Origin of the sequence: Bacillus sp. RB3 (genome assembly GCF_030164735.1) — a bacterium.
GTDB classification, from domain to species: Bacteria; Bacillota; Bacilli; order Bacillales; family Bacillaceae_G; genus Bacillus_A; species Bacillus_A cereus.
In genome coordinates, this window is the sequence record NZ_JASNGE010000002.1 from 189,859 (window position 1) to 201,523 (window position 11,665).

Consider the following 11,665-nt stretch of genomic DNA (forward strand, 5'->3'; position numbering starts at 1 on the left):
TTGGATACTTAAAAAGTATATGGTATAGAAGAGAAATACGACCTAAAATTTATTATCAACTCAATACAAAAGAGCAGTTAACGAAGGTTAACCGCTCAGTCCTCAGAGAAAGGAAAAAGAACATTACAGATGTCAATGTGAATTCAAGCTGTATCAGCCCATTTATAGTATCGGTGAAATATAGAATTTTATTCGTGTGAAACATAAAAAGAGCAGCTAGTAAAAACTAGCTACTCAGCCTTCGGGTATGAAGGGAAATCAGAAACTGTATATACATTATTAACGGAATATTGGGTTTTATTCAGGAGTTAGAGGAAAATGAATAAATTTAGACTGTTCCAACTTGGTTTTGGTCTGCAACATCAGAATCAAATGTGTTTGTTGCACTAACACCGTTAAATGTATTGAGAACAAAAGCAACGTTAGATGAACCTGAACCATTATAAGCTTTTGTATTTTCTTTTGGAGAAACGTTATAAAAATCACCTAAGTTGAAAGAACCGTTACTATTTTGCACAACCATATTTCCGACAATAGATGGCATAGCTTTCACCTTCTTTCCTAGGAAGCATTTAAATTAGTATATGGTGTATGCGTCTAGTGGTTCATCTGAAACTGAGAATTTTGAAATGAAGTTTGATTGAAAATCTAATAAAATAATCCTTTTGAAATTATATAGGTACAATTCACATTTGAGCCGCTTTTTGAATGTAAGAAGGTATTAAATTAATAAAAACGCCTAAAATGGAAAAAACTGTTTTATAAGAAGGAGTGAGAGGATTGGATAATTTAAAGAAAAAGAAACTAAAAAAAGCAATTGCTCGTCGGACAAAGGTTATACAAAAATATGAGAAAGACAGAATAGATAAAGCTTGGAGGAATCTTTTTATACAGACAAGTATAATGAAATAAATATAGTCCGGCTAGAAAACTAGAGGACACCAATTCATTAAAGCAGCAATTCAAGTTGTTTTAATGAATTGGTGTCCTTTTTATTTTGGAAGGGGGAGATAGGAAAATATGAGGGCACTACAAGACTAATTACGTGAGTGGAAAAAGCAATTGAATCAAACAAGAAAGAAAAAAAGATATAGAGTTCAAGTAGTTGTGAGATAAATTGAAAATAGAAATTGATAAGTAAAAAGATAAATAATTAAACATGCGGATGTATTGAATGCAAATGAAATAAAAATTAAATAGGTATATTTTTAATTTTTAAGTTAAGTATAGAGAAGAAATGAATTATCTAGATATTAAGAAAGGATGGATTTTTACAATGAGTTCAAATGAATCAAATTTCAGTTTTACCAGTAACAAAGATATTGTAAAGTACCTTAATGTAAGAAAAGACCCTGTTGATTTAAGAGACAAAATGTTTCGGAGTTACTTGTTTAGTAATGAGGCGGATTTGCCAACGCAAGTCGATCTTCGTCCTAAAATGTCAGGTATAGTAAATCAATGGAATATAGGTTCTTGTACGGCAAATGCGATTGTTTCAGGGTTACGAGAATATCTATTATTACAATCAGGTCGTCCATTTACTTGCTTATCTCGTTTGTTTTTATATTATCATGAACGAGAAATAGAAGGACATATTCAGGAAGATAGTGGAGCGAATGTTCGTGATGGTATGGGGGTTCTTAAAAATATTGGGGTATGCCCTGAAGAGGATTTTCCTTATACCGAGAATTTTAGAGATAAGCCATCACCAAAGGCTGAATCAGATGCTGCACTTTATAAAATTGGAACCTACCATCGTATTCAAGATTTATCGGGATTAAAGGCTGCACTTGCTCATGGATTAGTTGCTGTACTTGGATTTGCTGTACCAAAATCTTTTATGTCAGAAGAAGTGAAAAAGACTGGTATAGTTCCAGTATCAGGAACAGATGATGTAATTGTTGAAGATGGTCAACCAGCGGGACATGCTGTTTGTGCTGTTGGATATGACGATGATAAGCAAACGGTTATTATTCGCAACAGCTGGGGAGAAGACTGGGGAGATAAAGGATATTGTTATTTCCCATATGAATTATTTAAAAATGGAATTGTGCAAGATATGTGGACAGGTCGTTAATTAGAAAAGTGATGGAAGTATGGAAACTACAAAACACGTTATACGTGTTACGGGTAGCATAAAAGAGCTTGAAAAAGATGTAGAAATAAAAGGTGTAATGCATTATCATCTATTAATTAATGATATATCAGTTTTACATACAAGTGGTGCAGAGGTATCGTATAAAGGTTATGTACAAGCTATGAAGCAGCATGTGATTTCTTTTGGTAACTATGCATTCTGTCGTTTCTGAAAATGATGCACGCGTAGAAGCCCGTGATTTCTGGAACTGTGGTGACAAGAGTGCAACAGTTTGGGTGGCTGATGTAGAAGTGAAAACAATGGATGATATGCGAGCAGGTACACAGGCTTTTATCGATGAATTATGTAAATTAGGTGCTAAGAAAGTCGGTTTATATGTTGATCATCATATGTATGCACCTTTTGGTTGTGAAATATTTAAACAAAAAAGTGTTAGCAAGTTTGTAAACGAACTTGCTAACACTCATACAAAATAGACATAAATTATCGCTGATATGTCTTCCTTAATAATAGCCATAATCAATTAGAACACACTAATATGAAATGCTCATAAAATCATTCTTGCTATACATGATAATAGTATAAACTCTATATTTCTTTTAATAATTTAGGGTTATATCTTTTCTGCATCAGCCGCTTTTAACCACGCTTCGTAGAATTCTGTAACTGATGCATACCGTTCTGCCCGATTGTCATTTACAGCACGATACGCTACCTTATATAATTCCTTACTTGCTTCCCATTTTATAAAAGAACGATCTTTTTCACCGCCTAAGAGTGAGAAAGCCATTGCTCCCATATTAAATACATTTGTTCTTTCATCAATTATAGCGTTTAGTTCAAATTCCTCTGGTGACATAAAACGGGAGGAACCCCATAGCCGGCCCATTTTATTTATGTAAGGTTTCTTACTGTATAAATCTATATCACAAATTTTTGTTTCGTTTGTATTAAAATTATATAAAATACTACCGTCATAAAAATCTATCGCTACATAATTTTTCTTTTCTACATAAGTATGGAAAGAAAAAATGGAATGTAAAGAATGAATTCGTTCTATAACAGGTAAATGTCTAAATTTATAAAATGGAGAGTTTGGATTTTTATATTTCTCAGGAGGTGGGAAGCGCCAATGCGAATGAAGACATTCACCATCAAACCAATCGAAAATTAATACATATCCAGATTGAACTGGAAAATGATCAATTAATCTTATGAGCGATTCATGCTTTAAATCTTCATAAATAGTAACTGAATTTTTTAGCCTTTCAATAGCATCACCCGTTGTTCCTTCATATGCAATTGTTTGTGCTCCTGCGTATTTGATAAATTTCTTATGCCCATCTTTTTCTACACCAAAACTTATATTACCTGAATCTTGCTGGTCAAAAACTGCAAATACGGTACCTAATTTAATAAGCCAATCAAAATTATGATGTTCTTTTAATTGGAATATTACACTATTTAACTGAACTTCGACGGAATTATCTTTCATAGATTACCTCACATTTAATATAATTAAGTTGTACATTCCACTATTCGACATATTTTATGGAAATCCTATGCTAACAACATAAAATTTTATAAATATAATGATAAATACTTATAGAGAGGTGAGTACAATGGACCAACAAATTGTTATTAAACCGTATCAAAAAGACTGGGTTGAAGAGTATATAAAAGAAGAAGAGAAATTCTGTTCCTTGTTAGGACAAGGAATAATCGCTGTTGAACATATAGGGAGCACAGCAGTAGAAGGATTAGGAGCTAAACCTCTTATTGATATGATGATTGGCGTAACAGACTTACAAATTACTGAAAACTGGATTGAAGTTCTATCGGAAATTGGATATGAGTATGTTCCAAAAGATGCAACCAATTGGCGTTTTTTTAGAAAGGGAAAATGGAGAGCAGGTACTCATCATTTGCATGTTTATATTTATAATAGTGACGAGTGGAGAAACAATATTTTATTTCGCGACTTTCTAATAAGCCATAAATGGGCACGTAAAGAATATAGAGAATTAAAAGAGAGGCTTGCTATTACATATGCTTTTGATCGTGTTTCATATACAAAGGCAAAAGCGCCGTTTATTCAAAACATAATAAAGTTAGCTGAAAAAAATCAATAATAGTTGTCAGTGATATTGAAATTCTCATTTTATTTTAATCTTTCTCTCATTTTATTTTCTTTTTTATTTGATAGACTGCTTGTTACAAAGCCTTTATTAGTAAGGAGATTAAATAAAATGGAGAAGATATTAAGAAATAAATATTTTCGTGTGTGTGTTAAAATTATGGGCATTACTATTATTATTTGTAGTGTATTGATGCTATTTATTAATGTTATATACGGCAATGTTTTGAATGTAAAATGGTTAAATAAAAAATTAGGCTCTTTTGGTGAATATGGGGCTATTATCGCTGCTTCATTATGGTTTTTACGCCATATATGGGTGTTTTTAAAGAAGAAAAATATACAAGGATTTAAAAAAGTTAAAGAAGTGTATCTATTTGCAAAAAAGTTTCATGTATTAATTGGATACGCTATAATAGCTGTTGCAATTACTCATGGTGTTTACTTTTTTATAAAAGGGAGTCCTCATATTTTACTCATATACAGTGGCATATTTTCTCTATTAGCCTTAATCGCACTAGGGGTTGTTGGGTTTTATTTACAGAAAATAAATAAGAAAGAAAAATTTATGATGTATAGAAAAGTGCATCAAATCATTGTAATTATATTTGGAATAGGATTATTTATTCATTTAATTGTCTAGGAGGAACTACCGTTGCAACACATTTTAATTATTGAGGATGAGGAAAGTTTAGCAGATTTTCTAGAATTAGAACTAAAATATGAAGGGTATAAAGTAGATATACAACTAGATGGAAGAAAAGGGTTAAGCGCAGCACTTGAAAAGAATTACGATCTCATTTTGCTTGATTTAATGCTGCCTGGATTAAATGGACTAGAGGTATGTCGTCGACTAAGAGCGACTAAAAATACACCTATTATTATGCTGACTGCTCGTGATAGTATTATGGACCGTGTGACAGGTTTAGATAGTGGAGCGGATGATTATCTTCCGAAACCATTTGCAATTGAAGAACTGTTAGCACGTATGAGAGTGATATTTAGAAGAGAAGAACATATTGAAAACAAGCAGGTTTCATTTCTTACATTCAAAGATTTGCAGCTTCAGATTGAATCTCGAACTATAACTAAAGGAAATGAAGAAATTGAACTTACAAATAAAGAATTCGAGTTATTGCTTATGTTTATGAAAAATATTAATCGCGTACTTACTCGTGATGTTTTACTGGACCAAGTATGGGGATATGATGCAATTGTTGAGACAAATATCGTTGATGTATATGTTCGTTATTTGCGAAACAAGTTACATAGTGTAGATAAGGAGGAGTATATCCAAACAGTCCGTGGTGCGGGATATATAATGAAATGATAAAAAATATTATGTTTCGAATTCGAAATCTACCTATAAAGTGGAAACTAACACTTTGGTCCACTACACTAGTATTTATTTTGTTCATCTTATATAGTGCTTTGCAGTTTATTGTAATCAATAAGTGGACTATAGATTATGAACAGAAACAAATAAATAGGCAAGTGACGGAAATAGCGGCATATTTCCAAGATAAAAATGATACCCTTTCGAGTAAAACATTTGAAAACAGTAAAGATTTTCTAAACAATATGATTGATAAGCATCAAATGATTCGTATTATTGACATGGATGGGGGGCCGATTATTACTGTTTCACGAGATTTTAATGAAACGTGGATAAAGCCGAAACAGGTTATAAAAGATGAGTCATTTATAAAAAGGCATTTAGAAGATCGAATATTAGTTAAGCGCATACCAATTAAAACGAAAGAGTTTACTGGCACTATTGAACTTACGAAAAACCTAGAGACATTTGATTATTTATTAAAAGTTATTTTAGTGGTAATGCTTATTGCTGGAATATTTGGATTGATATTTAGTTTTTTAGGTGGGATTCTTATAACGAAGAAACTATTATCAAGTGTTCAAAATATAACAGATACGATGAAACGTATTAAAAAGAATGGACTAAATGAACGGGTTCCAGTACGAGAAAATAATGATGAGCTTGCAAAATTATCATTTCTCTTTAACGAGATGATGGATGAAGTAGAAACTTCTTTTGCACAACAGAAACAGTTTGTCGAAGACGCATCTCATGAACTAAGAACACCGTTAACAATTATTCATGGTCACTTAGCGATGTTAAACCGATGGGGGAAAAATGATCCAGCAGTATTAGATAAATCTCTTCAATCTAGTTTAAAGGAAGTAGATCGTTTAAATAAATTAGTTTCAGAATTGCTTGAACTATCAAGAGCTGAATCTGAACAAATGTATCCAATAGCAGCTGAGCCAGTCCATGTAAATAGCGTATTAAAACATGTTACACAAAACTTTATAGTAATTCAAAGTGATTTTCAATTTGATATGAAATTCGGGGATGATGAGGCTTATGTTTCAATGCCATCATCTTACTTAGAACAAATTATTATTATCATAATGGATAATGCAGTTAAGTATACAAAAGAGGTTAATAAATATATTTGCATAGAATCCAGTTTACAATCAGGGAAAGTTACAATTCGTGTAATAGATCATGGAACGGGAATACCTGAAACCGATTTACCATTTGTTCTTAATCGGTTTTACCGAGTTGACAAAGCGAGAAGTCGAAAACAAGGTGGAAACGGACTAGGTTTGTCTATTGCAAAACGACTTGTAGAAAAATATAACGGAGCTATTAAAATAGAGAGTAAAGAAAATGAAGGAACAATCGTTACGATTACATTACCATGTATAATAAAATAAGCCTTCAAAGAAGGGGTGCTTCTTGCATTCCTTCTTTTTTTACGATCAAATCATTTTGTTTATTTCGAAATTTCTAGTACATTAAAATTATTAAGGGGGAATAATAATGAAAGCTATCGTACATCAATATAAAACTGGGTTTGACGGTGTAGAATATAAAATATCACCTGAGAGAGCACTTAATGATGGGGAAGTTAAAGTGAAATTAAAATCAGCAGGCTTAAATCATCGGGATTTATTTATTATGAATAATAGAAAAGAAATGCAATTACCTTTAATCTTAGGATCAGATGGTGCAGGTATTGTTACGGAAATTGGAAACGGTGTTTCTGATAACATATTACATACAGAAGTTATTATTAATCCTAGTATTGGATGGGAACATGCTACTGAAGTACCGGAGTTACCGGAAGTGCTAGGTGGGCCGAAAGATGGAACGTTTGCTGAATATGTAATTGTACCAGTTGAAAATGTTGTAGAAAAGCCGTCATATCTTACTTGGGAAGAATCAGGTGTTTTATCTTTATCCGCATTAACTGCATATAGAGCGCTTTTTACTAAAGGTAGATTGAAGCGCGGCGAACACGTTTTAATTCCGGGAATAGGCGGTGGTGTTGCTACATTTGCCATGTTATTCGCGAAAGCAATTGGCGCAAAAGTGAGTGTTACTTCAAGGGTAGAGAATAAAATGGAACTTGCTGCAAAATATGGTGCAGATATTTCTTTTCATAGTGCCGGAAATTGGGAAGAGAGCTTACAAGGTGAAAAAGTAGATTTAATAATAGATAGTATAGGTCCAGCAACTTTTTTGAAATATTTTGATGTATTAAAACCAAACGGAAGAATCGTGAATTTTGGTGCAAGCTCAGGAGATAAAATTGAATTACCATTACGCGCGCTATTTTACAATCAAATTGATATTATGGGAACATCCATGGGTAGCCGTGAGGAATTTAATGAGATGATAAAGTTTATAGAAAAACATCAAATTAAACCAATTATTGATAAAGTTTACTCGTTAGAAGAAGCAATTCGAGCACTAAGCCGTATGGAACATGGAGAACAATTTGGAAATATTGTACTTCAAATGAATTAAAAAATATGATTTTGCAATTAGTATATTTAAATGAACATGTTATGTATTCCAAACATGAAAAAAATACGAATCGCCTTATTATAAAGGTTTACGAACTTTATACATAAATAGCGTATAAAATTTGTTTTATAATTGTCACATGAGTAATAGTAAAATGAGAATTAGATGAGAAAAGTTTAAGCCCATTTTCATAATGGTATTGTATACTGTGTAAATCAAGAACACTTGTAAGTAGGGAGAGAGTATTATGAATTACACAGTATTTCAGTGGTTTAATAATTTTGCTGATTCATCCAAACTATTAGATACGATAATGGTTGCAATTACAAATAGCGCTGCATACGTAGCCATTTTATTTATGCTTATCTTATGGTTTAATAATGGAAAGAAAGAGAATGCAATTAGAAAACAATATACAGTTTTATATACGACGCTTTCGGTTATTATTGCATTAGTAGTAAATGTTCTTATACATGCGGTATATTACCATCCGCGTCCGTTCGTATCACATGATGTACATCAATTAGTACCACATGCAGCAGATTCATCATTTGTTAGTGATCATTCTGTACTTGTATTTTCAATCGCCTTCGTATTTATTCTTAGAGGAGAAAAACTGAAATATATCGCGCTATTATGGGCAGTGTTAGTCGGTATATCACGTATGTATGTAGGTGTTCATTATCCTTTAGATATACTTGGTGCAGCTTTCATAACACTTGTTACGAGCGGTTTAGTAATGCAAAGTACACGTATGTTTGAACCAATAGCGAAATTCGTATTCAAAATGTATGCATTAGTAGCGAGACGAATTCCTTTCTTAGCAAAATATAACCATATTGCATAATTTTCTTATAAAAAGTTCCCCTTTGGAAATCCAGAGGGGAACTTTTTATAGTAAATAAGAAAAGAGTTTAGAGTGCTATGCAATCAAGTTTTGGTGAAGTTAATATTCAGAAATTTCACGCACCGTATTTTAATGAAATAAAACAAAAAATAACAATAGTTAGTTTCGTATTGTTTTAAAGGAATTAAAAAGAAAACTTCGAAACATATAGTATCGTAAACAAAAACTACAAATTATAAAACGCATCTTCGTACGAATCCATTCCAAAAGAGAGGAGATAAGTATGCAAAAACTTCAAACGAATAAAGGCGCTCGATATATGATGATTGCTTTTATTGTTTTGTTTCTTATTATGATTTTGCGTATAGTCTATATTCAGGCAGTAGGAGTCGTGCATAATGTAAATGTAAAGGATCTAGCGGATGAACAACATAATAAAAAAGGTGTTTTAGAAGCGAATCGTGGTACTATCTATGACCAAACCGGAAAGGTGTTAGTACAAGATTCTACAACATATCGAGTTGTTGTTAATTTAAAAGGAAAAGATAAAGTGAAAAATAAAGATGAAACCGCACAACAATTAGCCGATGCGCTTGAAATTGATAAAGAAGAAGTATTAAAAAACTTTCATGAAGGGCGTACGCAAGTTGAAATTGGGAAAATTGGTCGGAACTTATCTAGGGAAAAGAAGGAAAAAATTAATGATTTAAAAATACCAGGTGTATCTTTTATGTCGGAAAAAGCAAGAGTGTATCCGAATGAAGACTTTGCATCCTATATACTGGGTTTTGCTAGACCAGATGATAAAGGGAATACGGAAGGGAAGTTTGGGCTTGAAAAGAGTTTGGATAAATATTTGCGCTCGACAAACGGGAATATAGAATATGTGGGTACACGAAGGGGGATTCCGCTTACAAATGATATAGGTAAAGTAGAACCTGCTAAAAATGGGAATAATGTGTATTTAACGCTTGATAAACAAATTAATAGCTTTTTAGAAGAAGCGATGAACAAAGCACAAGAGCATTATGATCCTTCTATGTTAATTGGCATTATTGCTGATCCAAAAACAGGAAAGGTTTTAGCGATGGCTAGTAAACCTAGTTACAATCCTAATGTAGGTGATATCGAATACTTTTTAAATGATCCGATTGCAAATGCATATGAACCAGGTTCAACTATGAAAGTTTTTACGTTAGCAGCTGCCATTAATGAAGGTGTATATAACGGAAAAGAATATTTTCAATCTGGAAAATATTCCGTTGGTTCCTCTGATATAAAAGATCATAATGGTGGATTTGGATGGGGATCAATTACATTTGATGAAGGTTTTGAAAGATCATCAAACGTAGCTTTTTCTATTTTAGAAGATCAGTTACTGAAACCAAATAAATTTAAGCAATATATGAATAAATTTGGATTCAATCAAAAAACAGGAATAGATTTACCTGGAGAAAGTAAAAATACTTTATTATTAAATACGCAAATTCAACAGGTTACAACTTCTTTCGGTCAAGGTTCTACAGTAACTCCGATTCAATTAATCCAAGCGGCTACTGCTATAGCAAATGACGGGAAAATGATGCAACCATATATCGTTGATAAAGTTGTAAATCCAACAAATAAAGAAGTTATTATGGAAAATCAACCGAAAGAAATTGGGAATCCGATAAAAAAAGAAACAGCGGACAAGGTTAGAAGCTTAATGGAGCGTGTTATAACATCTTCAAAAGGAACTGGTACAATGTATAAAGTGGATGGTTATCCAATTGGAGGTAAGACAGGAACAGCACAAATCCCGAATCCTGAAAACGGCCGATATATGGAAGGGAAAGAGAATTACATTTTCTCCTTTTTAGGAATGGCTCCAATTGATGATCCGGAGTTAATCGTATACTTAGCTATTAAGCAGCCAAAGTTAAAAGGAGATGAGTATGGAGCTCAGCCTCTTGCTGAAATATTTAAACCTGTTATAAAAAACAGCCTTGAATATTTAAAGGTGAAACCGTATACCGAAAAACAAATAGCTGATGCAGCGAAACAATCTCAATTAAAAGTACAAAATTATGTAAATCAATCGATGGGTACAGCAGAGAAAAGCGTAGAAAAAGAGAAGCTACAGCCAATAATTTTAGGAGAAGGAAAAATAATAAAACAATATCCACAGTCTGGCGAGGTCATGAGTGAAGGTGATCGTATATTTTTATTAGGGAATAACGCACAAATGCCAAATGTAAAAGGTTGGTCCATGCGTGATGTTATGTATTTCTCTAAGCTTTTGAAATTAGATTTGAAAACTTCTGGTACAGGTTATGTAACGAGCCAAAGTATTGAAAAAGGACAAGATTTACATGAAGGAGATACACTAGAACTAGAATTAGAACCGCCGTTACAACCGTTAACAGAGGCGAATACGAATTAATTCAGGTATTTGGAAGGAGCTAGATGCAAATGGCTCTTTCTTTAGAGCTGTAAGTAATTTCACGCACCGTAATTTTCAGAAAAAACAATAAATAAATGAATTAATAGAGACACGTTATTAAATATCTGATTATTTTTTATTTACAGTTAAAAATAATTGTGATAATATGGAAAAAATCAAATGCAGTGAAGAGAAGAGTAAATAAAATGAATTTTTTACAGAGAGCTCCATTTAGCTGAAAAGGAGTAAAAATTCTTTATTGAACCAAGCCTCTGAGCAGCGCATCGGAACCTATTATTAGGGGATGGTGTGACGGGAGCTCC

At 32.6% G+C, this 11,665-nt stretch carries 11 protein-coding genes, 1 pseudogene and 1 other annotated feature (1 of these 13 cut by a window edge); of the genes and pseudogenes, 10 read left to right on the top strand and 2 right to left on the bottom strand.

The genetic code is table 11. From position 1 onward, the window contains the following. Positions 1-328: 328 nt before the first annotated feature. A complete protein-coding gene (locus QO049_RS03830; RefSeq protein ID WP_001139345.1) occupies positions 329-544 on the bottom strand; it encodes a spore germination protein in 216 nt (71 codons plus the stop codon). 236 nt (positions 545-780) lie between these two features. Here QO049_RS03830 and QO049_RS03835 point away from each other — a divergent pair, with 236 nt between their 5' ends. The 3 genes and pseudogenes from QO049_RS03835 to QO049_RS03845 all read left to right on the top strand — a co-directional run. Beyond that, the gene (locus QO049_RS03835) at positions 781-912 is read left to right on the top strand and encodes a DUF3983 domain-containing protein (protein ID WP_000369348.1); all 132 of its coding nucleotides are present in this window, start codon (positions 781-783) and stop codon (positions 910-912) included. Positions 913-1,276: 364 nt separating this feature from the next. Then, the gene (locus QO049_RS03840; RefSeq protein WP_000097509.1) at positions 1,277-2,077 is read left to right on the top strand and encodes a C1 family peptidase; all 801 of its coding nucleotides are present in this window, start codon (positions 1,277-1,279) and stop codon (positions 2,075-2,077) included. A 160-nt stretch (positions 2,078-2,237) separates the two neighbouring features. Then, a pseudogene (locus tag QO049_RS03845) lies at positions 2,238-2,505 on the top strand (glycoside hydrolase family 25 domain-containing protein); the annotation flags it as partial. Between the two features lie 206 nt (positions 2,506-2,711). On the opposite strand, the gene QO049_RS03850 reads toward QO049_RS03845, so the two are convergent. Continuing rightward, complete coding sequence (locus QO049_RS03850; RefSeq protein WP_284489172.1) at positions 2,712-3,593, bottom strand: protein kinase domain-containing protein; 882 nt, start codon at positions 3,591-3,593, stop codon at positions 2,712-2,714. Between the two features lie 127 nt (positions 3,594-3,720). Here QO049_RS03850 and QO049_RS03855 point away from each other — a divergent pair, with 127 nt between their 5' ends. The 7 genes from QO049_RS03855 to QO049_RS03885 all read left to right on the top strand — a co-directional run bounded on the left by QO049_RS03855 (position 3,721) and on the right by QO049_RS03885 (position 11,342). Further along, positions 3,721-4,230 carry a GrpB family protein gene (locus QO049_RS03855; protein ID WP_016110075.1) on the top strand — a complete coding sequence of 170 codons (510 nt, stop codon included), beginning with the start codon at positions 3,721-3,723 and terminating at the stop codon, positions 4,228-4,230. 117 nt (positions 4,231-4,347) lie between these two features. Continuing rightward, positions 4,348-4,878, top strand: coding sequence for a hypothetical protein (locus QO049_RS03860; protein WP_000411453.1), 531 nt, complete (start codon positions 4,348-4,350; stop codon positions 4,876-4,878). Between the two features lie 12 nt (positions 4,879-4,890). Further along, positions 4,891-5,565: a response regulator transcription factor gene (locus tag QO049_RS03865; protein ID WP_001163828.1), complete on the top strand. Its 675-nt coding sequence runs from the start codon at positions 4,891-4,893 to the stop codon at positions 5,563-5,565. After that, the gene (locus QO049_RS03870) at positions 5,562-6,977 is read left to right on the top strand and encodes a HAMP domain-containing sensor histidine kinase (protein WP_246963002.1); all 1,416 of its coding nucleotides are present in this window, start codon (positions 5,562-5,564) and stop codon (positions 6,975-6,977) included. Before QO049_RS03865 ends, QO049_RS03870 begins: the two co-directional genes overlap by 4 nt. 106 nt (positions 6,978-7,083) lie before the next feature. Further along, complete coding sequence (locus tag QO049_RS03875) at positions 7,084-8,073, top strand: zinc-binding dehydrogenase (RefSeq protein WP_000644550.1); 990 nt, start codon at positions 7,084-7,086, stop codon at positions 8,071-8,073. A gap of 247 nt (positions 8,074-8,320) precedes the next feature. Continuing rightward, positions 8,321-8,920, top strand: coding sequence for an undecaprenyl-diphosphatase (locus QO049_RS03880; protein ID WP_001110118.1), 600 nt, complete (start codon positions 8,321-8,323; stop codon positions 8,918-8,920). A 283-nt stretch (positions 8,921-9,203) separates the two neighbouring features. Next, positions 9,204-11,342, top strand: a complete 2,139-nt coding sequence (locus tag QO049_RS03885; RefSeq protein WP_202340268.1) for a penicillin-binding protein — start codon at positions 9,204-9,206, stop codon at positions 11,340-11,342. A gap of 176 nt (positions 11,343-11,518) precedes the next feature. Further along, positions 11,519-11,665, top strand: a binding site (T-box leader) (it continues 112 nt past the right edge of the window).

What these genes read in the sequence shown, in the direction of transcription:
- QO049_RS03830 (WP_001139345.1), bottom strand. Translation starts at nt 544, where the DNA reads ATGCCATCTATTGTCGGAAATATGGTTGTGCAAAATAGTAACGGTTCT.
- QO049_RS03840 (WP_000097509.1), top strand. Translation starts at nt 1,277, where the DNA reads ATGAGTTCAAATGAATCAAATTTCAGTTTTACCAGTAACAAAGATATT.
- QO049_RS03850 (WP_284489172.1), bottom strand. Translation starts at nt 3,593, where the DNA reads ATGAAAGATAATTCCGTCGAAGTTCAGTTAAATAGTGTAATATTCCAA.
- QO049_RS03855 (WP_016110075.1), top strand. Translation starts at nt 3,721, where the DNA reads ATGGACCAACAAATTGTTATTAAACCGTATCAAAAAGACTGGGTTGAA.
- QO049_RS03860 (WP_000411453.1), top strand. Translation starts at nt 4,348, where the DNA reads ATGGAGAAGATATTAAGAAATAAATATTTTCGTGTGTGTGTTAAAATT.
- QO049_RS03870 (WP_246963002.1), top strand. Translation starts at nt 5,562, where the DNA reads ATGATAAAAAATATTATGTTTCGAATTCGAAATCTACCTATAAAGTGG.
- QO049_RS03875 (WP_000644550.1), top strand. Translation starts at nt 7,084, where the DNA reads ATGAAAGCTATCGTACATCAATATAAAACTGGGTTTGACGGTGTAGAA.
- QO049_RS03880 (WP_001110118.1), top strand. Translation starts at nt 8,321, where the DNA reads ATGAATTACACAGTATTTCAGTGGTTTAATAATTTTGCTGATTCATCC.
- QO049_RS03885 (WP_202340268.1), top strand. Translation starts at nt 9,204, where the DNA reads ATGCAAAAACTTCAAACGAATAAAGGCGCTCGATATATGATGATTGCT.